Origin of the sequence: Kitasatospora sp. NPDC048545, assembly GCF_040651155.1 — a bacterium.
Lineage (GTDB): Bacteria > Actinomycetota > Actinomycetes > Streptomycetales > Streptomycetaceae > Kitasatospora.
Map to the genome: position 1 here is coordinate 18,662 of NZ_JBEZIQ010000054.1, position 25,114 is coordinate 43,775.

11 protein-coding genes and 1 pseudogene are annotated in these 25,114 nt (G+C 75.7%); 6 read left to right on the top strand and 6 right to left on the bottom strand.

Translation table 11 applies throughout. The annotated features are described in order from the left end of the window. Positions 1 to 196 precede the first annotated feature (196 nt). The 6 genes and pseudogenes from AB0D10_RS36020 to AB0D10_RS36045 all read left to right on the top strand — a co-directional run bounded on the left by AB0D10_RS36020 (position 197) and on the right by AB0D10_RS36045 (position 4,710). Entirely contained in the window at positions 197 to 601 is a 405-nt protein-coding gene (locus AB0D10_RS36020; protein WP_360263908.1) for an STAS domain-containing protein, read from the top strand. Positions 602 to 609: 8 nt separating this feature from the next. After that, entirely contained in the window at positions 610 to 843 is a 234-nt protein-coding gene (locus AB0D10_RS36025; protein ID WP_360263910.1) for a DUF6296 family protein, read from the top strand. Positions 844 to 857: 14 nt separating this feature from the next. Next, positions 858 to 1,142, top strand: a pseudogene (locus AB0D10_RS36030) (coagulation factor 5/8 type domain-containing protein); the annotation flags it as partial. Between the two features lie 262 nt (positions 1,143 to 1,404). Further along, a complete protein-coding gene (locus AB0D10_RS36035) occupies positions 1,405 to 3,093 on the top strand; it encodes a phospholipase (protein ID WP_360263913.1) in 1,689 nt (562 codons plus the stop codon). Positions 3,094 to 3,394: 301 nt separating this feature from the next. After that, positions 3,395 to 4,003, top strand: a complete 609-nt coding sequence (locus AB0D10_RS36040) for a response regulator transcription factor (RefSeq protein ID WP_360263916.1) — start codon at positions 3,395 to 3,397, stop codon at positions 4,001 to 4,003. After that, a complete protein-coding gene (locus tag AB0D10_RS36045) occupies positions 4,000 to 4,710 on the top strand; it encodes a LuxR C-terminal-related transcriptional regulator (protein ID WP_360263918.1) in 711 nt (236 codons plus the stop codon). The genes AB0D10_RS36040 and AB0D10_RS36045 overlap by 4 nt, the downstream gene beginning before the upstream one ends. Positions 4,711 to 4,800: 90 nt before the next feature. Here the strand turns inward: AB0D10_RS36045 and AB0D10_RS36050 are convergent, their stop codons facing one another. The 6 genes from AB0D10_RS36050 to sbnA all read right to left on the bottom strand — a co-directional run bounded on the left by AB0D10_RS36050 (position 4,801) and on the right by sbnA (position 25,024). Further along, positions 4,801 to 12,045, bottom strand: coding sequence for an amino acid adenylation domain-containing protein (locus tag AB0D10_RS36050; RefSeq protein ID WP_360263921.1), 7,245 nt, complete (start codon positions 12,043 to 12,045; stop codon positions 4,801 to 4,803). Further along, positions 12,042 to 18,569 carry an amino acid adenylation domain-containing protein gene (locus AB0D10_RS36055; protein WP_360263924.1) on the bottom strand — a complete coding sequence of 2,176 codons (6,528 nt, stop codon included), beginning with the start codon at positions 18,567 to 18,569 and terminating at the stop codon, positions 12,042 to 12,044. The genes AB0D10_RS36050 and AB0D10_RS36055 overlap by 4 nt, the downstream gene beginning before the upstream one ends. Beyond that, positions 18,556 to 19,608, bottom strand: a complete 1,053-nt coding sequence (locus AB0D10_RS36060; protein WP_360263926.1) for a TauD/TfdA family dioxygenase — start codon at positions 19,606 to 19,608, stop codon at positions 18,556 to 18,558. The genes AB0D10_RS36055 and AB0D10_RS36060 overlap by 14 nt, the downstream gene beginning before the upstream one ends. Before the next feature lie 225 nt (positions 19,609 to 19,833). Continuing rightward, positions 19,834 to 23,037, bottom strand: coding sequence for an amino acid adenylation domain-containing protein (locus AB0D10_RS36065; protein ID WP_360263929.1), 3,204 nt, complete (start codon positions 23,035 to 23,037; stop codon positions 19,834 to 19,836). Then, positions 23,034 to 24,035, bottom strand: coding sequence for a 2,3-diaminopropionate biosynthesis protein SbnB (sbnB, locus tag AB0D10_RS36070; protein WP_360263932.1), 1,002 nt, complete (start codon positions 24,033 to 24,035; stop codon positions 23,034 to 23,036). The genes AB0D10_RS36065 and sbnB overlap by 4 nt, the downstream gene beginning before the upstream one ends. Beyond that, positions 24,029 to 25,024, bottom strand: a complete 996-nt coding sequence (sbnA, locus tag AB0D10_RS36075; RefSeq protein ID WP_360263967.1) for a 2,3-diaminopropionate biosynthesis protein SbnA — start codon at positions 25,022 to 25,024, stop codon at positions 24,029 to 24,031. The genes sbnB and sbnA overlap by 7 nt, the downstream gene beginning before the upstream one ends. Between the last annotated feature and the right edge of the window lie 90 nt (positions 25,025 to 25,114).

Here is a 25,114-nt window from a genome sequence, read left to right on the forward strand (position 1 = left end):
GAGCCGCCGCCGAGCGCTCGTGTACCGACCACACAGGTGGAGCGGAATGACCCCGGCGCCCACCGGGGCAGCCACAAAACGGCGACGGGACGGGGGAGCACCCGCCTGCCATCACCGCTCCCACCGGTGGACCGACCCGGGGCCCGCGAGGCAGGATCGATGACGGACAGCTTCCCTGCCGGACGGGAGCCCGCTCATGTCTACACGGCACGACACATCCGAAGTCATCACGCCGACCACAGCGCTGTTGCGGATCGCCGCGACGGACCTCCCCGGGAGCGCCCTCGTCCTCCACCTGCACGGCGAAGTGGACCGGGACCAGCGCGCAGTCCTGGAGGACGCGCTCACCCGTGCGGTCAAGGACTGCCCGCCGCGACTCATTGTCGACCTGGCCGGCCTCTCTTTCTGCGACTCCACGGGCCTCAACGCCCTGCTCGCGACACGCCTCGAAGCCCAGGCGAACAGCGTCCGGCTGACCTTGGCCGCTCCGCCTCCCCAGCTACGCCGGCTACTGGAGATCACCGGGGGCGACGAGATCTTCACCATTCGTGACACCGTTCGGGCCGCCCTCGACGAGGCCACCGGGCCGGGCGCCGAGTGAGGCAGGCCATGGACGAGTCCCCGCGCTGTGCGATCACCATCCCGGGCCGGCCCGGAAGTCACGGCCTGCCAGAGGTGATCCTGGTCCAGGCCACCGCACAGGTCACCGCAGATGGCCGCCCGGTGTACGCCGACGCCGCCGGAACCCTCCGGGTGGAGATCGTGGGCGAGGTCGCCCGACCGCTGACGGTGGGACCGGAGCCGGGCCGTATTGCCTGCCTGCACGCCACCGCGATCCCCTGACCGGCGGCGCGACCGCCGTCCAGAACGGCACCACCCTGGGCTACGCCGCCTACCAGGTCGACGACGAGGTCGCCGTCCACGAGGGCTGGGGCCTCGGCAGCTACTGCTGCTTCGACGTCGACCCCACCATCCGCATGGATCACGGTTTCGAGGCGCCGATCCGGGCGGGTGTGCGGTTCCACGATCTGCTGGTCGTCTCCCTCGGCGGCAAGGGCCAGTACAACCACGTCGTCGACACCGCCGGCGCGGCCACCTCCGGAAGCTCGACCACCCCGTCGACGGTGGCGTCCTACCCGTAGGCCGAGCCGCGGGCGGGCGCCACCCGGCGTGGCCGGGGCTGCCACCGTGGGGGTGGCGGCCCGGGCGCCGGGCTGAATTCGATCTTGTGCCGGTGTGTCCAACTCCTGCGGGAAACAGGACTGTTGGCGGCCCTGGCGGGCGCCGTGCCGGGGTCGCCGGGTCGACGTTGGCAGGATCCTGACACGATCTCAGGTTACCCTTGGGTAATCCATTGGTGTTGCCCGGGTGAACATTCCCCGGCCCCTCATGAAGGACCCGTACGTGCACGATCACAAGTCCCGCCGTTCCGGCCGCCGACTCGCCGGTCCGGCGCTGGCCCTCGCCACCGCCCTCTGCGCGCTGCCGGTCGCCCCCGCGTTCGCCGACCAGACCCCCGTGCCGGCCCCCGCGCCCGCCCCGGCCGCGCAGACCGGCGCCACCCCGCACCTGGACGCGGTGGAACAGGCGCTGCGTCAGGTGTCGCCCGGCCTGGAGGGCGCGGTGTGGCAGCGCACGGCGGGCAACCGGCTCGACGCGCCCGCCGACGACCCGGGCGGCTGGCTGCTGCAGACCCCCGGCTGCTGGGGCGACCCCTCCTGCACCGAGCGCACCGGCACCCGGCAACTGCTCGACAAGATGCGCGAGAACATCGCACGCGCCACCCGCACCGTCGACATATCCACCCTCGCACCGTTCCCGGACGGCGCCTTCCAGGACGCCATCGCGGCCGGCCTCAAGGCCTCGGTGGCCGCCGGCAACACGCCGCACGTGCGGGTCCTCGCCGGAGCCGCTCCGCTGTACAACATCACCGCACTCCCGTCGAAGTACCGGGACGACCTGGTGGCCAGGCTCGGCGACGCCGCCGGCCGGGTCACCCTCGAAGTCGCCTCGATGACCACCGCCAAGACCGCGCTCTCCTGGAACCACTCCAAGCTGCTGGTCGTCGACGGGCAGAGCGTCATCACCGGCGGGATCAACAACTGGAAGAACGACTACCTCGACACCACCCACCCGGTCAGCGACGTCGACCTCGCGCTGAACGGCCCGGCCGCCGCCTCCGCCGGCGCCTACCTCGACACCCTGTGGGACTGGACCTGCCGCAACACCGGGGTGTTCTCGGCCGCCTGGTTCGCCTCCACCAACGGCGCCGCCTGCACCCCCGACCTGGAGAAGCGCAGCAACCCGCCGGCCGACCGGGTGCCCGCCACCGGAGGCCTGCCGGTCGTCGCCGTCGGCGGCCTGGGCGTCGGGATCCGCGGCAAGGACACCGCCTCCGGCTACCGCCCGGGCCCGGTGCCCACCCCCGACGACCTCACGTGCGGCCCGATCGGCCTGCACGACAACACCAACGCCGACCGCGACTACGCGACCGTCAACCCGGAGGAGTCCGCCCTGCGCGCGCTCGTCGCGAGCGCCGGCAGCCGGATCGACATCTCCCAGCAGGACGTGACCGGCACCTGCCCGCCGCTGCCCCGCTACGACGTGCGGCTCTTCGACCTGCTCGCGGCCAAGATGGCCGAGGGCGTCAAGGTCCGCATCGTGGTCAGCGACCCCGGCAACCGGGGCACGGTCGGCAGCGGCGGCTACTCGCAGATCAAGTCCCTGAACGAGATCAGCGACACCCTCGTCGCCCGCCTCACCGCCCGCCTCGGCGACCCGGCCCGGGCCGCGACGACCATGTGCGAGAACCTGCAGCTCGCCCCGTTCCGCGCCGCCCCCACCTCCACCTGGGCCGACGGCCACCCGTACGCGCTGCACCACAAGCTGGTCTCGGTCGACGGATCCGCCTTCTTCATCGGCTCCAAGAACCTCTACCCGGCCTGGCTGCAGGACTTCGGCTACGTCGTCGAGGACCGCAACGCCGCCGCCCAGCTCGACCAGCGGCTGCTCGCCCCGCAGTGGCAGTACTCGCAGGCCGCCGCGACCGTCGACTACAGCCGCGGCCTCTGCGGGAGCACGTCGCGGGGCTGACACCGGCGCTGACTCCGGGGCCGGCACCGGGGCTGACACCCCACCACCCGGCCCGGCGGTACCGGGAACCTGGGGGCGACGCCCCCATGCGGCCCCGGGCCGGGGTGTGCCCCGGCCCGGGGCCGCGCGGTCTGCGGGCGCCCTTCGGCAGGACGCGGGAACCGTCGGGCCGGGGCGGTGGAGCAGGCGGCCTCGGGCGTGGGCGGAATGCGGGGGCGGATCCCCCATGCGGATCCAGCCGGGCTCGACCGATGCTCAAGGCCCAGGAGGACTCACCGCGCGTCGATCGAGGAGCCGCTCTATGGGGAACGCCCTGTCCGTCAGCGTAGTCGCACTGGATCCCGTCCTGGAGGCGGGAGCCGCCAGCACCCTGGGCAACAGCCCGGAGGTCGCGCTGGCGCTCCCGAACGAGCCCGCCGGGGTCGCCGTCGTGATCGTCGACCAGGTGGACCGCCGGGCCCTGGACCTGGTCACCACCACCCGCGAGCAGGAACAGCGGCCCGAGGTGGTCCTGGTGGCCACCGAACTGGTTGCCGCCGAGGCCCGCCAGGCCATCACCGCGGGCGTGGCCGGACTGCTGCGCCGCCGCGAGGTGACCACCGACCGCCTGGTGCGCACCGTGCTCACCGCCGCCGGCGGTGACTGCACCATGTCGGCCGACCTGCTCGACGAACTGCTGGAACACCGGGAGGACACCGCCCGGCCGTACGCCGACGGCCCCGGCCTCAGCGACCGCGAGCGCACCGTGCTGCGGCTGGTCGCGGAGGGCCGGGAGACCGAGGAGATCGCCCGGGAACTCTGCTACTCGGTGCGGACCGTGACGACCGTGCTGCGCGACATCACCCAGCGCTTCCGGCTGCGCAACCGCGCCCACGCCGTCGCCTTCGCGCTGCGCGGGGGCCTGCTGTGACCGGCGCGGCGGTCGCGGAGGCGCAGACCGGGCCGTGGAACGGGACGCCGGCCCGCCCGGGGTGCCCGCCCCCGCCGGCCGACCGTGCGCCGGCGGGCCACCGGCTGCGCGCGTACCTCCGGGCCACCGACCCCGCCGGGTACGAGGCCCTGGCCGACGCGCTGAGACGGGCCGGCGTGGACGTGCTCGGCAGCCGCCCCGTCACCGGACCACCGGGCGCGGTCACGGTCGCCGTCGGCGGGACGGTCGAGGAGGCCCTCGGCGTCTGCCCACCGTCGGTGCGGTCCGGGGCCGGTCCGGCGGTGCTGCTGGTGGCCGAGCGGTTCACGGCGGGCGGTGTGCTGCGGGCCGTGCGCTCCGGCGCGCGGACCATGCTGCGCGCCACGGACACCGGCCCGCACCGGCTCGCCGCCGCGCTGCGCACCGCGCGGCACGGCGAGGGGATGATCCCGCAGGGTGTGGTGCTGCGGCTGTTCCCCGCCGGGGCGGAGGAGTCCGGAGCGCGACGCCCCGGGACGCCGCTGACCGCCCGGCAGTCCCTGGTGCTCGCTCTGGTGGCGGAGGGCCACGACAACGCCGCGATCGCCCGGGCGCTGTCCTGCTCGCAGCACACCGTGAAGAACGCCCTGTACGACCTGATGGCGCGGCTGCAGGTCCGCAACCGGGCGCACGCGGTGGCGCACGCCGTCCGGGCGGGGCTGATCTGAGACCGGTCCGGTGGGGCGCCGGCGCCCGGCGCCCCACCGCCGTCCCCGGCCGCCCCACCGCCCGTTCCCGGCCCCACCGGAGGCGTCCGGCTACTCCCGGCCGTCCGCGCGAATCACCCGCTCGATCACCCCCGCCAGGTCGGACACGTGCGGCGGCTTCATGACGCCGAAGTGGTCGCCGCCGACCCGGTGGACCGTCACGCCGCCGGTGGCCAGCTCGCGCCAGCGCCGCTGGTAGTCGGCGAACTCCTGGCCGTACGACACCTCGTGGCGCCCCTGGGCCAGTTCGTCGCTGGCGATCAGGTGCAGGTGAAGGGCGAACGGGCGGTGCCGGTAGGCGAGGTCCATCTCCATCACCTCGCGCCAGATCCGCGCCTCGCGCGGCCAGACCTCGCCAATGCCCTCCTCGGGCAGGGTGATCCCGGTCTCCTCGTCGACGTCGTCCACCAGGTGGTCCAGCAGCTCCAGGACCTCCTGCCGCCGGGCCGGGGTGTCGGCGGCCGCTCCGCCCCGCGCCAGCTCGGAGGTCAGTTGCTCCAGCCGCCGGATCAGCGCGAACTCCCGCCAGCCCTCGGCCCGCCGGTGGGCGTCCAGCCCGGGGTCGAGCAGCAGGAAGGTGACCTCCTCGCCGGCCTCCGCCAGCCGGTGGGCCAGCTCGGAGGCGATCCCGCTGCCGCCGCACCAGCTGAACAGCCGGTACGGGCCGGCGGGCTGGGCCCGGCGCAGTTCGGCGAGGTAACGCCCGGCCATCTCCTCGGCGCCGGGCGCCGTCGCGCTGTCGTGCGGCCCGGGCCACTCGAAGGCGGCCACCGGGAGGTCCGGGTCCAGGTGCGGGGCGAGGCGCAGGTACCAGTGCGCGCTGCCGCCGCCGGGGTGGACGCAGAACAGCGGGTTCCGGGTGCCTCCCTCGCGGATCCAGACCAGGGCGCCGCCGGTCTCCGCCGCCTCGCCCGCCGCGCCGGCCGCCCTGGACTCCAGCTCGGCGGCCAGCCCGGCGACCGTCCGGTGTTCGATGAAGGAGCGGAAGCGCAGCTCCAGGCCGTGCCGGGCGCGCACGGTGGCGACGATCCGCATCATCGCCAGCGAGTGCCCGCCCAGGTCGAAGAAGTCGTCGTGGACGCCGACCCCGGTCACGCCGAGCGCCTCGCCCCAGGCCTCGCAGAGCGCCCGTTCCAGGTCGGTGGACGGCGCGGTGTACGCCGCGCCGAGCCGCGGCCGCAGGCCGTCCGGTGCGGGCAGCGCCGACCGGTCGACCTTGCCGGTCGGGCTGAGCGGGAAGTCGGCCACGGCGAGGTAGTGGGTCGGCAGCAGGGCCTGCGGGAGCCGGCCGCGCAGGTGTTCGCGCAGTTCGGCCGGGTCGGCGGTGCGGCCGGGCACGGCCCTGGTGTACGCGACCAGGGTGGCGTCCGTGTCGGGGGTGCGGTGCACGGTGACCGCGGCGGCGGCCACGTCGGGGTGGCCGAGCAGCAACTCCTCGATCTCGCCCGGCTCGATCCGCAGGCCGCGCACCTTCACCTGGTGGTCGCGGCGGCCGTGGTACTGCAGGGTGCCGTCGGCCGAGCGGGACACCAGGTCGCCGGTGCGGTAGAGCCGCGCGCCGGGCCGGCCGCCGTAAGGGTCGGGGACGAACGCCGCGGCGGTGGCCCCCGGGCGGTTCAGGTAGCCGCGGGCGACGCCGTCGCCGCCGACGTACAGCTCGCCGCGCACGCCGTCCGGCAGCGGCCGCAGGCCGTCGTCGAGGACGTACGCGGACACCCCGGCGATCGGGCCGCCGATCGACGGCGGCCCGTCCTCGCCGGTGGTGGTGACCGGGGTGAGCGTGGCGCAGACGGCGGTCTCGGTCGGGCCGTAGGCGTTGACGAAGGTGGCGTGCCGCGACCAGCGGGCGGCCTGGGCGGCCGGGCAGGCCTCGCCTGCCGAGACCAGCACCCGCAGCCGCGGGAAGTCGGTCGGGTCCTGCTGGGAGAGCAGGGACGGCGGCAGGGTCATGTGGGTGACCAGGGCGGACTGCTGCCGCAGGTCGCCGGGGTCGGTGTCCGGCGGCGGCAGCACCAGTTCGGCGCCGTTGGTGAGCGCCATCAGCAGCTCCCAGACGTAGGCGTCGAAGCTGGGCGAGGCGTACTGGAGCACCCGGTCGCCGGGCCGCACGTCGAGCGGTCCGGCTTGGGCCTGACGCAGGTTGAGCGCGGCCCGGTGCGGGACACCGACGCCCTTGGGCCGGCCGGTCGAGCCGGAGGTGTAGATCAGGTAGGCGAGGGAGTCGGGGTCGGCCGGGCCCCCGGGCGTGTACGGCGGCAGCGCGGCGTACGCGTCCGGGTCGAGCACCTCGACCGTTCCGGGCGTTCCGGCGGGCAGGGTGGGCCGTAGCTCGCGGGTGGTGAGCAGGACCGCCGCGCGGGCGTCGGTCACCATGTGCCGCAGGCGCTCGGCCGGGTAGGCCGGGTCGAGCGAGAGGAAGGCGCCGCCCGCCTTGAGGACCGCCAGTTGCGCGGTGACCAGGTCCGGGGTGCGCGGCAGGTGCAGCCCGACGACGGTGTCGGGCCCGACGCCGAGGGTCCGCAGCCGGTGCGCGAGCCGGGCGGCCCGGTCGTCCAGCTCCCGGTACCCGACGGTCCCGGCGCCGTGGCGCAGCGCCGTTGCGTGCGGGGTCCGCCGGGCCTGCAGCGCCACCAGGCCGTGGACCGACCCCTCCTCGGGGAGCGGTGGTTCGGCGCCGAGCCCGGCGCGCAGCGCCGCCGCCCGGTCGGCCGGCGGCAGGGTGAGGGCGCGCGGGTCGGCCTCGGGGTCGGCGGCCATGGACTCCAGCACGTGGCGGTAGATCCGGCCCAGCAGGGCGAGGTGCGGGCGGCCGACCACCGCCGGTCGGGCGCCGAGGCGCAGCACGCCGGGGAAGGTCCAGACCTCCAGGGCGAGTTCGCTCGGGCTGAAGTCGTCGACCATGCCGATGTCGCCGGACTCCCAGTCGAGCACGTGGAAGTCCAGGTAGCCGAACGCGGCCTCGACCAGCGGCGCGTCGGAACCCCACGCCCGCCGCATGGCCGGCATCGGGTAGCGGCGGTGCGGCCACAGTTCGGCCTCGCCGGCGAAGACGTCCGCGACCAGGGCCCGCCAGGTGGGTGCGGACAGGTCGGCCGGGAAGGGCACGGTGTTGAGGTACAGCCCCATCACCTCGTCGCCGCGGGCCCGTTCGGGGCGGCCGTTGGTCACCAGGCCGGTGAAGAACCGGGTGCGTCCGGCGGCGATGCCCAGGGCCGCCAGGTGGGCCGTGTGCAGCACGCTCTTCAGGGACGCGCCGGCGCTCGCGGCGAGCCGCCGCAGGTCGGGCAGCAGGTCCTCGTGCTCGACGTCGACGATGTGGGCGCGCTCGTCCTGCTCGGTGCCGGCCCAGCCCGGGGGCAGCTCGAACTTCTCGTGCCGGGTGACCCGTTCGGCCCAGAACGCGCGGTCCTCGGCCGAGTCGAGGGCCGCCAGCTCCAGCGCGACGAAGTCGGCGAAGCGCACGTCCGGCGGGGGCGGCAGGTCGGGCCGCTTGCCCTGGCGCAGGGCCCGGTAGAGGGCGATCAGCTCGGCGACCACGGAGGTGTGGCTCCAGCCGTCCAGGATGGCGTGGCACTCGGTGTGGGTCAGCCACCACTCGTGGTCGTCGATCAGGTGGGCGGTGTACCGCAGCAGCGGTGCCCGGGCCAGGTCGAACGGCCGGCGCCGCTCGGCGGTCAGGAAGCCGTCCACCAGGGCCCGCCGGTCGGCGGCCGGGAGGCCACGCAGGTCCTCGACGTGGACCGGGAGTTCGGCGTGCCGGTGGACCAGTTGCAGGACCTGGGAGAAGCCGGAGAGGTCGAAGGAGGTCCGGAGGATCTCGTGGCGCTCCACCAGCAGCCGGCCGGCCTCCCGCAGGGCCTCCGGGTCGAACGGCTCCTCGTCGCGGACCCGGTAGCAGGAGACGTTCTGGTAGACCGCCCGGTCGGTGGCGGCGAGCATCTCGAACACCATGCCGCCCTGGGTCTGGGCCAGCGGGTAGGCGTCGGAGAGGCCGTCCGGAAGCCGCTCGCGGTCCTCCGCGCCGATCAGGGCGAACGCCTCCACCAGCGGCCCGTCGTCCGGCCCGGCGTCGCGGGCGGCGTCCGGTCCGGCGGCGTCCGCGGCGCGGACCAGGTCGGCGAGTTCGCCGACCCGCTGGCGGGTGAACAGGTCGTGCACGGCGAGCCGGATCCCCTGCTCGCGCAGGGCGCCGACCGCCCGGATGGCGCGCATCGAGTCGCCGCCGAGCTGGAAGAAGCCGTCCCGGACGCCCACCCGGTCCAGGCCCAGGGCGTCGGCGAACGCCTCGGCGAGGGTCTGCTCCAGGGCGTCCCGGGGGGCCACGTACTCCCCGGCCAGCGCGGAGCGGCTGCCGTCGGGGGCGGGCAGCGCCCGGCGGTCGGTCTTGCCGTTGGGGGTGAGCGGCAGGGCGTCGTGCAGCAGCCAGTGGGCCGGGTGCAGCTGGGCGGGCAGCCGGTGGTGCAGGTGCTCGCGCACCGCGGCCGCGTCCACCGTGCGCGGGACGAGGTGGGCGACCAGCCGGCCGTCGTGGACGGTGACCGCGGCCGCGGTCACGCCCGGGGCGGTGGCCAGAACCTCCTCGATCTCGCCGGGCTCGACCCGCTGGCCGCGGATCTTCACCTGGTCGTCGAGCCGGCCGAGGTACTCGATCGCGCCGTCGGGCCGCAGCCGGGCCAGGTCGCCGGTGCGGTAGAGCCGCTCACCGGGGGCGGTGGCGAACGGGGACGGGACGAACCGCTCCGCGGTCAGCGCCGGCCTGCCCAGGTATCCGCGGGCCAACTGCACGCCGCCGAGCAGCAGTTCACCGGCCACCCCGATCGGTACCGGTCGTAGGCCGGCGTCCACGACGTACGTCCGGGTGTTGGCGATCGGCCGGCCGATGGTGACGGGCTCGCCGGGAAGGCACTGCGCGGCCGTGACGTCCACCGCGGCCTCGGTCGGGCCGTAGAGGTTGTGCAGCTCGCAGCCGATCCGCCGGTGCACCGCCTCGGCCGGCTCGGCGGGCAGGGCCTCGCCGCTGCAGATCATCCGGCGCAGCGCGGGCAGTGCGGGCAGCTCCCCGGCGAGGAACTCGCGCAGCATGGACGGCACGAAGTGGAGGGTGGTCACCCCCTCGGCGGCGATCAGCTCGGCGAGGTAGGCCGGGTCGCGGTGGCCGCCGGGCTTGGCGAGCACCATGGTGGCGCCGGTGACCAGCGGCCAGAACAGCTCCCACACCGAGACGTCGAAGCCGGTCGGCGTCTTGTGCAGGACCCGGTCGTCGGCGCCCAGCCGGTAGGCCTCCTGCATCCAGTGCAGCCGGTTGGTGATCGCCCGGTGCTCCACCACCACCCCCTTGGGGCGGCCGGTCGAGCCGGAGGTGTAGATCACGTACGCCGGGTGGGCGGGCCCGCAGAGCGGCGCCGGGTCCTCGGCGGGCAGGGCGGACAGGTCGTCGGCGATGTCGACGGGGAGCACGTCCCCGTCCTGCCGGGCCGCCTCGGGGCCGCCGTGGCCGATCACCACCCGGGCGCCCGAGTCGGCGAGCATCAGGGCCAGCCGCTCCGCCGGGTAGTCCGGGTCGAGCGGCAGGTAGGCGCCGCCCGCCTTGAGCACGCCGAGCAGCGCCACCACCAGGTCGGCGCCCCGGTGCAGCCGGACCCCGACCACGGACTCCGGGCCCACGCCGAGAGCGCGCAGCCGGTGCGCGAGCCGGTTGGCCCGGGCGTTGAGCTCCGCGTACGTCACCGTGATGCCCTGGTCGCGCAGCGCGGGAGCGTCCGGGACACGACGGGCCTGGGCCTCGACCAGGGCCGTGAGGGTCGCGGTGGGGTACGTGCGGGCGGTGTCGTTCCAGGTGTCCAGCAGCAGGGTTCGCTCGGCGGCGGGCAGCACGTCCAGGGCGTCGACGGGCAGCTCGGGCGCGGCGACGGCGCTCTCCAGCAGCCGGGCCAGCTGGGCGGCGAAGCGCTCGACGGTGCTGCGGTCGAACAGGGCGGAGGCGTAGGTGATCCCGCCGGCCAGTGAGCCGTCCGGCTGCTCGGCCAGGCCCAGGGTGAGGTCGACCTTGGCGCTGCTCTCGCCGACCGGCAGCCGTCCCACGGTCAGCCCGCCGGCCCGCGCGGGGCCCGGGTCCGCGGTGGCGTCCTCCCACAGCAGCATCGTGGTGAACAGCGGGTTCCGGGACGGGTCGCGCTCCGGGACCAGGTCGTCCACCAGCAGCTCGAACGGGAGCTCCTGGTGGGCGTAGGCGTCCATCGCGCCCTCGCGGACCCGGCGCAGCAGGTCGGTGAAGGACGGGGTGCCGGAGAGGTCCGTCCGCAGGACCAGGGTGTTGAGGAACAGCCCTACCATGGACTGGAGTTCGGCGCGGTCCCGGCCCGCCACCGGGGTGCCGACGGCCAGGTCGCGCTGCCCGCTCCAGCGGCCGAGCAGGACGGCGTAGGCGGCGAGCAGGGCCATGAACGGGGTGGCGCCGTGCTCCCGGGCCAGCGCGGTGAGCCTTCCGGCGGTGTCCGCCGGGACGGTCACCGGGACCTGGTCGCCGGCGGAGTCCCAGACCGGCGGCCGGGGCCGGTCGGTGGGCAGCTCCAGCGCGGCGAGACCGGCCAACCCGGCCCGCCAGAAGTCCAGTTGGCGCTCCGATCGCTCACCGGCGAGCCGCTCGCGCTGCCAGACGGCGAAGTCGGCGTACTGCAGCGGCGCGCTGACCGGGTCGGCCCCCGGGCCGGCTGCGGCCGCCGCGTAGCGCTCCGTGAACTCGGCCACCAGCAGGTCCTCCGACCAGCCGTCCGAGGCGATGTGGTGGACGGTCAGGAGCAGCGCGTGCTCGTCGTCGGTGAGCCGGGCCAGCGTCGCGCGGAACACCGGGTCCACCGCGAGGTCGACCGGGCGGCGTTCGGAGCTGGTCAGGGCGTCGATCCGGGCCTCGGCGGCGGCGCGGTCCAGGTCGCGCAGGTCCAGTTCGTCCAGCGGTACCGGGGCCGGCTCGTCGACCAGTTGCACGGGCTCGTCGCCGACCACCGGGTAGCGGGTGCGCAGCACCTCGTGCCGGGCCGGCAGGGCGTCCAGCGCGGTGTGCAGGGCCCGGCGGTCCAGGGGGCCGCGCAGGTGCAGGGCGGCGGTCATCAGGTACGCGGTGCCGCCCGGCCGCATCCGGTCGAGGATCCAGAGCCGGCGCTGGGCGAAGGAGAGCGGCAGGGGGCCGGTGCGGGGGGCCCGGCCGACGCCGTCGGCCCGCCCCGGCGCCGCCCGGCCCTCCAGCCGTCGGCGCAGCAGCTCGGCGCGCCGGGCGGCGCGGTCAACGGTCTCGCTCATCGGACACCTTTCCGGGTCAGCAGGTCGTCGATCTCGTCGTCGGTCAACCGGTCGATGTCGGCTTCGACGGCCTCCTGGACGGCCTCGGCGAGGGCGGCCACCGTGGTGGCCTCGAACAGTCGCCGCAGGGGCAGGTCGATCGCGAAGGCCTCGCGCAGGGCCGCGAGCACCCGGGTGGCCAGCAGGGAGTGGCCGCCGAGGGCGAAGAAGTCGTCCCGGGCGCCGATCCGGGACAGGCCGAGGATCTCGGACCAGATGGCTGCGAGCGTCTCCTGTACCGGGCCCTCGGGGGGCAGGTGGTCGGCCGCAGCCTCGGCGCCGGCCGGGGCCGGGTCGGGCAGTGCCCTGCGGTCGACCTTGCCGCTGGACGTCATCGGGAACTCCGCGAGCGGGGTCCAGCGCGCGGGGATCATGTACTCGGGCAGCAGGTCGCGCAGGTGGGCGCGGAGCTCGGCGACCGGCGGGACCTCCTCGCCGGGCCCGGCGACCAGGTAGCCGACCAGCTGCCGCTCGCCGGGCGCGGTGGGTGCCGCGACGACCACGGCCTCCCGCACCGCGGGGTGCCGGGCCAGCGCCGCCTCGATCTCGCCGAGCTCGATCCGCAGGCCGCGGAGTTTGACCTGGCGGTCGATCCGGCCGAGGAACTCGACGGCGCCGTCCGGCCGGCGGCGGACCAGGTCGCCGGTGCGGTAGAGCCGCTGCCCGGGCGTGGTGGCGAGCGGGTCGGGGACGAAGCGCTCGGCGGTCAGGCCGGGCCGGCGGTGGTAGCCGCGGGCCAGGCGCACCCCGCCCAGGCAGAGTTCACCGGGCACCCCGACCGGGACCGGCCGCAGGTCGGCGTCCAGGACGTGGGCCCGGGTGCCGGGGACCGGCCGCCCGATCGGCAGCGCGGCGGCCGACTGTCCGTCGGCCCGGTCGGCGGCGCCCACCGGGTGCAGCAGACAGGTGACGGTCGCCTCGGTCGGCCCGTAGTTGCCCAGGAAGCGGCCGGGCAGGCCGGTGTCCGCCCAGCGCCGGGCGTCCTCGACGGTGACGACGTCACTTCCGACGTTCATCAGTTTGAGGTCGGTCAGCCGGCCGAGGTCGGGGGACTCCAGCATCGCCCGGTAGTAGGCGGGGGTGATCTCGACGACCGTGACGCCGAACTCGGCGAGACGGGACGGGAGTTCGGCGGGCGTCCAGAACTCCGGAGCGCCGACGACGATCGTGGCGCCCGCCACCAGGGTGGCCGCGATCTGGTCCATCGCCACGTCGAAGGTGAGCGCGGACAGCAGCACCACCCGCTCGCCCCCTGTGATGCCGTAGGCGTCGGCGATCACCCGGCAGTGGTGGGCGTAGGAGCGGTGCTCGATCATCACGCCCTTGGGGCGGCCGGTCGACCCCGAGGTGTAGATGACGTAGGCGAGGTTCCCCGGCCCGGCGAGCGGCGCGGGGTCGGCCCGGTCGGCCCGGTCGGCCCGGTCGGCCCGATCTGTCCGGGCGGCCGGGCCGCCGTCCTGCTCGGGCTTGTCGTCGACGAGGACCGTCCGGTACCGGCCGCCCGCCGTCCGGTCGGCGAACTCGCGCGTGGTGACCACCAGTTCGGCGCCGGCGTCGGCGAGCATGAACCCCAGCCGCTCGGCCGGGTGCCGGGGGTCGAGCGGGACGTACACGCCGCCCGCCTTGAGCACCGCGACCAGCGTGACCACCGCTTCGACGCTGCGCTCCAGACAGGAGGCGACCACCGTCTCCGGCCGCACACCGAGGGCGCGCAGCCGGTGGGCGAGGCGGTTGGCCCGCGCGTTCAGCTCCGCGTAGCCGATCCGTTCCTGCCCGGCGACGACCGCGACCGCGTCGGGGGTGCGGCGGGCCGTGCGCTCGATCAGCTGTGGGACGCACAGGTCGTGCTCGTCGACCGGGTCGAGGGCGGCGGTCCGGTGGCCGTCCGGGTCGGGCCACAGGTCGAGGAGTTGGTGGCGTTCCCGGTCGGTGAGCAGGTCGAGGTCGCCGAGCCGGGTGTCCGGGGCGGCGGCGATCGCCTGCAGGAGAGCCAGGTAGTGTCCGGCGAGGCGGTCCATGGTGGCCCGGTCGAACAGGGCCGTGGCGTACTCGAACCAGACCCGCAGCCGGCCGTCGTCGTGCTGGGTCACCGTCACGGTGAGGTCGAACTTGGCCACGGCGGGCCCGGCGTCGATCCACTCCGCGGTGGCGTCGCCGAGCGTGCCGGGCAGGCCGTCCGCGCGCTGCAGTTCGAACATCACCTGGAAGAGTGGATGGCGGGAGAGGTCGCGGTCCGGCCGCAGCGCGTCGACCAGGTGCTCGAACGGCACGTCCTGGTGGGCGAGCGCGTCGGCGGACGACCGGTGCACCTGTTCCAGCAGCTCGGTGAAGCGCGGGTCGCCGGCCAGGTCGGTGCGGATCACCAGGGTGTTGGTGAAGAAGCCGACCAGGTCCTCGGTCTCGGGCCGGGTCCGCCCGGCGACGGGGGTGCCGACCGCGACGTCCTCCCGCCCGGTGTGGCGGCCCAGCAGCACCTGGAACGCGGCCAGCAGCAGCACGAACGGCGTCACGCCGCGGCGCCGGGCCAACTCGGTCAGCTCCCGGCCGAGTTCCGCCGGGACAGCGGTGTCGAAGGTCGCGCCGCGGGTGTCGCGGACGGCGGCGCGCAGCCGGTCGGTGGGCAGTTCGACGGGCACCAGGCCGGTCAGCCGCTCCCGCCAGTGGTCGAGCTGCGCGGCCAGCGCGCCGGCGTTCTCCCGTTCGCGCTGCCAGACGGCGAAGTCGGCGTAGTGCACGGGTTGCGGCCGCAGCGGCGAGGGTTCGCCGGCCGCGAGCGCGCGGTACGCCCGGTCCAGGTCGGCCAGCAGCAGCCCGGTCGACCAGCCGTCGCAGACGATGTGGTGCAGGGTCAGGGCGAGCAGGTGCTCGTCGGGTGCGGTGCGGATGACGGTGACGCGCAGCGGCCACTCGGCTGCCAGGTCGAACGGGCGGCCGCCGACGTTCGCCAGCAGCTGCTGGGCCTGTTCCTCGGCGTCCGGTGTGGCGGCGAGGTCGACCAGCCAGAGCGGCACCGGGCCGGCCGGGTCGACGACCTGCCGGGGGTCGCCGCCGTCGGCCAGGTACCGGGTGCGCAGCACCTCGTGCCGGGCGGTGACCGCGTCCACCGCTCGGCGCAGCGCGTCGACGTCGAACGGGCCGCGCAGGCGCACGGCCAGCGGGACGAGGTACTCGTCGCTGCCCGGCTCCAGCTGGTCCAGGAACCACAGGCGCTGCTGGCCGAAGGAGAGCGGCAGGTCGCCGGTGCGCGGTACGGGCAGGACGGCGGGCCCGTCGTCGGCGGTGGCGCGGGCCGCGTCGACCCGGGCGGCGAGCGCGGCGACGGTGCGGGTGGCGAACAGGTCGCCGACGGTCAGGTCGGTTCCGAGGGTGCGGCGCAGCCGCAGGACCATCCGGATCGCCACCAGCGAGTGGCCGCCGAGCGCGAAGAAGTCGTCCTCGGCGCCGACCCGGTCCACCTCCAGGACCTCGGCCATCGCCTCGGCGACGGCCCGTTCGGCGGTGGTGCGCGGGGCCACCCAGGCGTGGCCGGCGCTCCGCTCCCGGGCCTGCGGCGAGGGCAGCTGCTTCCGGTCGACCTTGCCGCTGGGGGTCAGCGGGAGGGCGTCCAGCTGCTGCACGGTCGAGGGGACCATCGCCTCCGGCAGCCGGGCCGCGAGGTGCGCGCGCAGTTCCTCGGGGTCGGCCGCGCCGCCCGGTTCGGGCACCACGTAGGCCGCGAGCTCCAGGTCTCCGGCCGACGAGCGGTGGGTGGCCACGGCGGCGGCCCGCACCGCCGGGTGCGCGGCCAGTGCGGCCTCGATCTCGCCCGGCTCGATCCGCACCCCCCGGACCTTGACCTGGTCGTCCAGCCGGGCGATGAACTCCAGCGCGCCGTCGACGCGGCGGCGCACCAGGTCCCCGGTGCGGTACCAGCGCTCGCCGGGGGCCTGCGGGTACGGGTTCGGGGTGAAGCGCTCCGCGGTCAGGCCGGGGCGGCCCAGGTAGCCGCGGGCCAGTCCGATGCCGGCGACGCAGAGTTCGCCGGGCACGCCGACCGGCACCAGCCGGTCGTGGGCGTCGACCACGTGGACCCGCGCCCCGGTCAGCGGGAGGCCGATCGGGACGATGCCCTCGCGCTCGGCGCGGTCGTGGTGCCAGGCGGTGGAGTCGATCGCGCACTCGGTCGGGCCGTAGGTGTTGACCACCTCGACGTCGAGGAGGGCGCGCAGCCGGTCGCAGAGCTCGGCGGGCAGCGGTTCGCCGGCGGAGCACACCACGCGCAGGGCGGAGCAGTCCGCGAGGCCGGGTTCGGCCAGCAGCAGCCGCAGCACCGACGGGACGAGCTGCAGCACGGTGACGCCGTGCTCGGCGGCGGCCCGGGCCATCACGGCCGTGTCGCGGTGGGCGTCGGCCGGGGCGGTCACCACCGTGGCGCCGCACACCAGGGGGGAGAGGAACTCCCAGACGGCGGCGTCGAAGCCGATCGTGGTCTTCTGCAGCAGCCGGTCGCCGGGGCCGAGTCCCAGGTGTTCGACCGACCAGAGGACCCGGTTGCGGATGGCCGCGTGCGGCACCACCACGCCCTTGGGGCGGCCGGTCGAGCCGGAGGTGTACATCACGTACGCGGCGTGCTCGGCGCCGACCGGCACGGGCGTCGCGAGGGCGTCGGCCTCCTGGGGCGCGTCGCCGGCCGGCACCAGCAGCCGGGGCCCGTCGGGGAGGTGCCCGCGCAGCGACTCCTCGGTGATCACCAGCTCCACCCCGGCGTCGGCGACCAGGTAGGCCAGCCGGTCGGCGGGGTGGTCGGGGGCGAGCGGCACGTACGTCCCGCCCGCGGTGAGCACCGCGAGGAGGGCGGTGACCAGGTCGGCGCCGCGGTGCAGCGCTACCCCGACCGGGGTCTCCCCGGTGACCCCGAGGGCGGTCAGCCGGTGCGCCAACCGCAGGGTGCGGTCGGCGAGTTCGGCATAGCTCAGCTCCAGGGCGCCGGCCACCACGGCGACGGCGTCCGGAGTGGCCTCGGCCTGGGCGAGGAAGAGCTCGGGCAGCGACGCGCCGGTGTGCGGGCGGTCGGTACCGGTACCGGTGTCGGTGTCGGTGTCGGTACCGGTGTCGGTGTCGGTGTCGGTGCGGTTCCACGCCTGCAGCGCCCGCGACTCGGCGTCGGTGAGCAGGTCCAGCAGGTGCACCGGGGTGTCCGGGTGCTCGGCGATGTCGGTCAGCAACCGCAGCAGGTGGCCGGCCATCCGGTCGATCCGGGCATGGTCGAACAGGGCGGTCGGGTAGAAGAAGCGCCCGGTGAGCGAGCCGTCCGCCTCCTCGTCGAGGTGCAACGAGAGGTCGAAGGGGGAGGTGGTGACGGCCGCCGGGACGAGGTCGACGTCCAGGCCGGCGAGGCGGAACGGCTGCGGGTCGGTGGTGTGCAGGGCGAAGGCGGCCTGGAAGACCGGGTTGCGGGACTGGTCGCGCTCCGGCGCGAGGTCCGCGACGACCCGGTCGAAGGGCACGTCCTGGTGGTCGTACGCGTCCAGGACGCCCTCCCGGACCCGGCCGAGGAGCTCGCGGAAGGTCGGGGAGCCGGTCAGGTCGGTGCGCAGCACCACGGTGTTGAGGAACATGCCGAGCAGGTGTTCCAGTTCGGGCTGGTCGCGGCGCGAGACCGATACCCCGACGGCGACGTCGTCGCGGCCCGTGTGCCGGGCCAGCAGCAGCTGGAAGGCGGCCAGGTGCACCATGAACGGGGTGGCGCCGCAGTCGCGCCCCAGCTCGGTGAGCCGGGCGGCGGACGCGGCCGGCACGGTGAAGGTGACGTCGGCGCCGGCCGGTTCCCAGCGCGCCGGCCGGTGCCGGTCGGCGGGCAGTTCCAGGGGTTCCAGCCCGGCGAGCCGCTCCCGCCAGTAGCCGCGGCGGCGTTCCGTCCGCTCGGCGTCGGCATCCCAGCGGTCGCGCTCCCACTGGGCGAAGTCCGCGTACTGCAGCGGCGGCGGTGCCGGTGGGGACGCCTCGCCGGAGCGGAACGCGCCGTACAGGGCGTCGAGTTCGCGGGCGAGTACGACCCAGGAGGCGGCGTCGAAGGCGATGTGGTGGACGGTCACCAGCAGGGCCGCGTCGGTCTCGCCGAGCCGGGCCAGGGTCAGCCGCCAGGGTGCCGCCGTGCGCAGGTCGATCGGGGTCCGCCGTTCGGCGGCGATCAACTCCCTCAGCCTGTCCTGCTGTTCGGCGTCGGGCCGGGTGCTCAGGTCCACTCGGCGGAGTTCGACCGGGGCCGGATCGTCGACGATCTGGACCGCACTGTCCCCCTCGGCGGCGTAGCGGGTGCGCAGGACCTCGTGCCGGGCGGCGATCTCGGTCAGCGCGGAGGTCAGCGCGGCCTCGTCCAGCGGGCCGCGCAGCCGGACCGTCTCGTGCAGCAGGTACTCGATCGAGGCGCCCGAGCGCAGCTGGTCGACGAACCACAGCTGCTCCTGGGCGAAGGAGAGCGGGGAGCCGGACTCATCGGGTGTCATCGGACGTCTCCCCGGGCGTGTGGGTACGGGCGGCGCGGGCCTGGGCCGCGGAGGCCGCGGACCAGGGCTCGGCCATGGCCACGGCGATCCGCCGCGGGCCGGTGAAGGGCTCGCGGCCGTGTGCCGCCAGCATGTTGTCCACCACCAGGACGTCGTCGAGCTGCCAGTCGAAGCGGCGCTGCTCGGCGCGGTAGCAGTCCCTCAGGTGGGCGACCACGTCGTCCGGGACGGGCTTGCCGTCGCCGTAGTAGGTGTTGGTGGGCAGGTCGGCCTCCGCGTACATCTCGCGCAGGCCGGCGCACACCTCGGGCCCCAGGGTGGTGACGTGGAAGAAGGCGAGGTGGTTGAACCAGACCGGTTCGCCGGTCTCCGGGTGCCGGTGCACGGCTTCGCGCCGGGCCCGGGTCCGCAGGCCGGCCGCGGTCCACTCGGCGGTCATGCCGTTGCGGGCGCAGTAGCGTTCCACGCCGGCGCGATCCTCGGTGCCGAAGGCCTGCTGCCAGCTCACCCCGAAGCCCTCGGTGAAGTTGCGGGTCACCATCCAGCCCCGGGCCGTGAACTCCTCGCGCACCGCCGGGTCGATCGCCGCGTGGACACGCCGGACGTCGGCGAGCGGGGTGGAGCCGAGCGTCAGCGGCGGCTGTGCGCAGTGGAAGAACAGCGTGCGGGGCCAGGCGGCCTGGTAGGAGTTCTCGTTGTGGAGGAAGATCTCCTCGGCCGGGGGGTAGTCGGTCGAGGTGTACACCCGCCCCTTGATCGTGCTGCGGGGCGAGGAGCGTTCGGTGTAGGCCAGCGGTTCGCCGGAGACGGCCTCGACCACGCCCGCGAACCCGTCCACCCCGCCGACGTCGAAGCCGCGCAGCAGGACCGCGCCGTGCTCCAGGAGCCGCCGGCGGAGGAGGGGACGGACGGCGGGCAGGCAGTCGGCCACCGGGGTGCCCGGCGCGTCCGCCGACAGGACGAAGGGGAGTGCGGACTCCGCGTCGCGCTCTCCCGAGGGGTCCGCGGCCGCGGCCGGGGGTGACGGGTTCGCAGTCATGCGCCTCAGCCTCTCCGGCCGGGCCGGGCGCGGCGAGAGAACAACGAGCAGCCCTGTCGGCAGCGCGTTCTCCGGGGCCGCTGCGCGTTCTTCTCTGCCGCCGTGCCGACGCTGCGGACTCCGCCGACGGCCCGTGGGCACGCGGGCACGCGGGCATGCCGACGGCGGCCGGGACCCCGGCACCGGCCCGGTGCGGGGGTCCCGGCCGCCGTCGGCCGTCGGGGGTCAGCCGAGCCGTTCCACGGGGAGCCCGGGCCGCTCGGCGGCGGCCGCGACGAACCCGGTGAACGCGCCGGCCAGGTCACGGGCCGCGGCGTCGGTGAGCAGGCCCTGCGGGTAGTGCAGCCGGCCGTCCAGGGCGGCGCCGTTCTCGCGCAGGTCGACCAGCACGTCGAAGGGGTGGCCGCCCTGGCCGTGGTCGTACGGTTCGGCGGCGGTCCCGGGGAGGTCGACCCGGCCGGCGAGCGGGCCGAGGAGCTGGAACCCGGCCTGGGCGACGGGGTTGCGGCTCGGGTCGCGCGGCGGCCGCAGCGCCGTCACCACGCGGTCGAACGGCAGGCCCTGGTGGCGGTAGGCGGCGAGCGCGGTGGCCCTGGTGCGGGCGAGCACCTGGGTGAAGGGCTCGCGCCGCCCTACCGGGGTGCGCAGCGCCAGGGTGTTGACGAACAGGCCCACCAGGTCGGCGAGTTCGGCGATCGGCCGGTTGGCGGTGAAGGTGGCGACGACCAGGTCCTCCGTTCCGCAGGCCCCGGCGAGCACCGCCGAGAAGCAGGAGAGCAGGGCCATGAACGGGGTGGCGCCGGCCTCGCCCGCGGTCCGGTTCAGGGCGGTGGTGACGGCGGCGGGCAGGGTGAAGTCGACGACGGCGTCCCGCCGTCCGCGCAGCGGTGGCCTCGGGCCGCCGGGCAGCTCCAGAACCGGCAGCGGCGCGCGGAGGTGACGCAGCCAGTGGTCGAGGTCGTCCTCGGTGCGGTCGGCCGCGCCGGCCCCGCTGCGCTGCCAGGCCGCGTAGTCCGGGTAGTCGACGGGCAGGGCCGGCAGCCGGGGCGCGCGGCCGGCGCGCACGGCCCGGTAGCCCTCGGACAGGTCACGCCAGAACACGCCCATCGACCAGTCGTCGGCGACGATGTGGTGGACCACGGCGAGCAGGACGTGGTGGTCCGGTTCCAGGGTCAACAGGACCAGGCGCAGCAGCGGGCCGCGGTCCAGGGCGAACGGCCGCTCCACCTGCGCCCGGACGGCGCGGCGGGCCGCTTCCTCGCGTCCGTCGGGCGGCGTGCCGGTGAGGTCCACCACCTCCGGGGCGGTCGGCGGGTCCGGGTGGACCACCTGGTGGGGCACCCCGCGGCGGGCCTCGAAGGTGGTGCGCAGGGCGGCGTGCCGGCGGACGGTCGCCCGCAGGGCCTCGTGCAGCGCGGCGGGGTCGACCGGGCCGCGCAGCCGGTGCGCGTCGTACATGGTGTACTCGGTGCTGCCCGGGGTGAGCCGGTCGAGGAACCAGAGCCGGTGCTGCTCGGAGGAGAGCGGTACCGGTCCGGGCGGGCGCGGCGGGACGGTCCGGAGGTCCTGCGGTGCGGGGGCCGGGCCGGCCGCGTCGAGCAGCGCGGCCAGGTCCTCGACGGTGGGGCGGGCGAGCAGGTCGGCGGGCGAGGGCGCGGCGCCGGTGCGCGCCCGCAGCCGGGAGCAGATCCGGGTGGCGATCAGTGACTGGCCGCCGAGGTCGAGGAAGCGGTCCCGGACGCCGATCGGGGCCACGCCGAGGGCCTGCTCCCAGATGCCGACCAGGGTCCGTTCGGTCGGGGTGCGCGGCGCCAGGTAGGCGGTGGCGAGCTCCGGGCGGCCGTCGTCCGGGGCGGGCAGCGCCTTGCGGTCGGTCTTGCCGCTCGCGGTGAGCGGGAGTTCGGCGAGCCGGACCCAGGCGGTGGGGATCATGTAGTCGGGGAGCAGCTCGCCGAGGTGCTTGCGCAGGTCGGGCAGGTCGGGCACGTCCGGGACGGCGCCGACCAGGTAGCCGACCAGCCGGCTGCCGCCGGTGGCGGCCGGGTGCGCCGCCACCACGGCGGCGTGCACCTGCGGGTGGGCGGCCAACGCGGTCTCGACGTCGCCGAGTTCGATCCGCAGGCCGCGGATCTTCACCTGGTGGTCGAGCCGGCCCAGGTACTCGATCCGGCCGTCGACGCGCCGACGCGCGAGGTCGCCGGTGCGGTAGAGCCGGGCGCCGGGCGGGCCGTGCGGGTCGGGCCGGAAGGCGGCGGCGGTCGCGCCGGGCCGGCCGAGGTAGCCCCGGGCCAGCTGGACGCCGGCCAGGCAGAGTTCGCCCGGGGTGCCCGGCGGGGCGGGCACCCCGTCGGGGTCGAGCACGTAGGCCCGGGTGTTGGCGACCGCCCGGCCGATGGTGACCGGGGCCCCGGGCAGGCACCGCTCGGCGGTGACGTCCACCGCCGCCTCGGTGGGCCCGTACAGGTTGAACAGCTCGCAGTCGAGGAGCTGGTGCACCTCGCGGACGAGGTCGGGGCCGAGCGCCTCGCCGCTGCACACGATCCGGCGCAGTGCGGGCAGGACGGGCGGCCCGCCGTGGTCGCGGCGGGCCCGCAGGTCGGCGAGGAACTCCCGCAGCATCGAGGGGACGAAGTGCACGGTGTCGACCCGCTGTCCGGCCAGGACCTCGTACAGGTAGGCCGGGTCGCGGTGCCCACCGGGGCGGGCCAGGACGAGCGTCGCGCCGACCGCGAGCGGGCCGAAGAACTCCCAGACCGACACGTCGAAGGTCGCGGGTGTCTTCTGCAGCACCCGGCTGCCGCCGGTGAGCCCGCAGTCGTCGCGCATCCACAGCAGCCGGTTGACCACCCCCCGGTGCGGCACCAGCACGCCCTTGGGGCGGCCGGTCGAACCGGAGGTGAAGATGGCGTAGGCCGGGTTGTCCGGGTCCGCCGCCGGAGCCGGGTCGTGGGCGGGCCACCCGGGTTCGTCGTCGGGGACGACCGGCCGCACCCCGGCGTGCTCGGCGGCGGCCGCCGCCGCGGCGTCGGTGACCAACAGGGTCGCGCCGCTCTCCGCGAGGACGGCCGCGGTGCGCAGCGGCGGGTGTTCGGGGTCGAGCGGCACGTACCCGGCACCGGACTTGAGGACCCCGAGGAGGGCCACCACCAGGTCGGTGCCGCGCTCCAGGCGGACACCGACCAGGGACTCCGGTCCCGCCCCGGCCGCCCGCAGCCGGTGGGCCAGTCGGTTGGCCCGCTCGTTGAGCCCCGCGTAGTCCAGCTCGACGCCGTCGCAGACCAGCGCGACCGCGTCGGGGGTGCGCCGGGCCTGCCGCTCGAACAGCTGGTGGACGCACTGGTCCAGCGGGTACGGCCGGTCGGGGCCGGTCGCGTCCGCCAGGTACCGGCGCAGCTCCACCGGGGCGGGGACGGCGGACCGGGCGGTCACGGGGCGCCGCCGGGGAGGAAGTCGGTGAGCCGGGTGCCGAGGGCCTCGGCCTCGGCGCGGCGGCGCACCAGGTCGGCCACCGCGAGGTCGAGGATGCCGAGGCCGAACGGCGAGAAGACCGTGGTGCGCCGCGGGTCGCGCCGGTGCGGGCCGCCGGCGGAGAGCAGGCCGCCGATCGTGTCGGTGATGAACTCCCGGTCGCCGGTGCGCTGTTCGGCCAGGTGCAGCGAGGTCGCGGCACGGCACACGTGGTCCGGGTCGTCCACCACGTTGACGGCGGACAGCACCGACTCCACCGTGAGGTCGCGCAGGGACACGTGCAGGACCAGCGTGCCGGGACGGCAGGGCGCGGTGTCCAGGTGCGGGGTGCCGGCGGTGGTGGCCAGGGCGACCAGCGGGTGCGCGGCCAGCGCGTCCTCGGGCCGGTCCACCACCGCGGTCTTCAGGCCGGGCTGCTCCCGCGCGCAGCGCCCGGCGAACTCCTCGGCGCGGGCGCGGTCCCGGTCGTACAGGGTGACGGTGTCCAGGTCCGGCAGGACGACCCGCAGGAAGCGGAGCACCTCGAAGTTGATCACGCCGCAGCCGATCAGCCCGGCCCCGGTGTCGGGCCGATCGCCGGCGAGGGCGGCGGCGGCCAGCGCCGCGCTCGCGGCGGTGCGCCGGGCCGAGACGAGGGAGGCCTCGATCAGCGCCTCGGGGTGCCCGGTGCGCATCGAGTTGAGGATCAGCGCGGCCGAGGCGCGTTCCAGGCCCAGGGCGAGGTTGCCCGGGAAGGAGGAGATCCACTTCATGCCGGCCACCGGCTGCTCGCCGCCCAGGTAGGCGGGCAGGCCGATGATCCGGTTGCGTTCGTCGTCGGGGAAGCGCAGGAACACCGAGTGCGGGACGGCGCTGTCGCCCCGCGCGTGCCGGACGTAGGCGTCGCGGACGGCCGCGAGCACCTCCTGCTCCCGGTCGTCGAGTGCCCGTCGTACGTCGCGTGCGCCCAGGATCAGCATGCTCCCACCTCCACGGAGGGTTCCTTCCACAGGTCGGCGGCCTCGCCGAAGTGCGCGGCCGCCCAGTCGTCGTCGTAGATCGTGTCGAGGTAGCGCTCGCCCCGGTCGGGCAGGATCACCGCACAGACGGACCCGGGCGGGATCCGGGGCCGGAGCCGGTCCAGGGCGCTGAGCACCGCGCCGGAGGACCCGCCGGCCAGGATCGCCTCGCGGTGGGCGAGCCGGCGGCAGCCGACCAGGCAGTCCAGGTCGTCGACGTGCACCACCTCGTCGGCCAGGTCCGCGCCGTACAGCGCGGGGCGCACCGAGGCGCCGTGACCGGGGATCAGCCGGGGCCCGGCGGGCCCGCCGAAGATCACGCTGCCGATGGCGTCGACGGCCACGATCCGGGTCGGGAGGGCGAGGTCGCGCACGTACTCGGCGCACCCGCGCAGGGTCCCGCAGGAGCTGGCGGCGCACACCAGGTAGTCGACCCGGCCGTTCAGCTCGTCGACGATCTCCCGCATGGTCTGCCGGTGCGCCCGGGCGTTCAGCGGATTGGCGTACTGGTCCGGGCAGTACGCGAACGGGATGCCGGCGACCAGCTCCCGCACCCGGCGCAGCCGCACCGGCAGGTACTCGCCGGTGCCCGCGTCGGGCTCGGTCACCACCTCCACCTCGGCGCCCAGGGCCCGCATCACGGCGATGTTCTGCTGGTTGGTCCGGGCGTCCACCACGCAGACGAAGCGCAGTCCGAAGTACCGGCACACCTGGGCCAGGCCGATCCCGAGGTTGCCGGAACTCGACTCCACCACCACGGACTTGCCGGGGGTGAGCGTGCCGGAGCGGATCCGGTCGACCAGCATGCTGAGCGCGGCGCGGTCCTTGATGCTGCCGCCGGGGTTGTGCGACTCCAGCTTCGCGTAGGTGCGGAACGCGCTGTCCGGGAAGACCCTGGTGAGTTCGACCAGCGGAGTGGCGCCGACGGTGGACAGCACACCGGCGGGCATCCCGCCGGCGGCACCGGACGGGGGCGCGGTCACCGGACGCCCGGGCCCGCGTCGAGGCCGGCGCCGGCGGGGGCCCCGGCCGGCACGCCC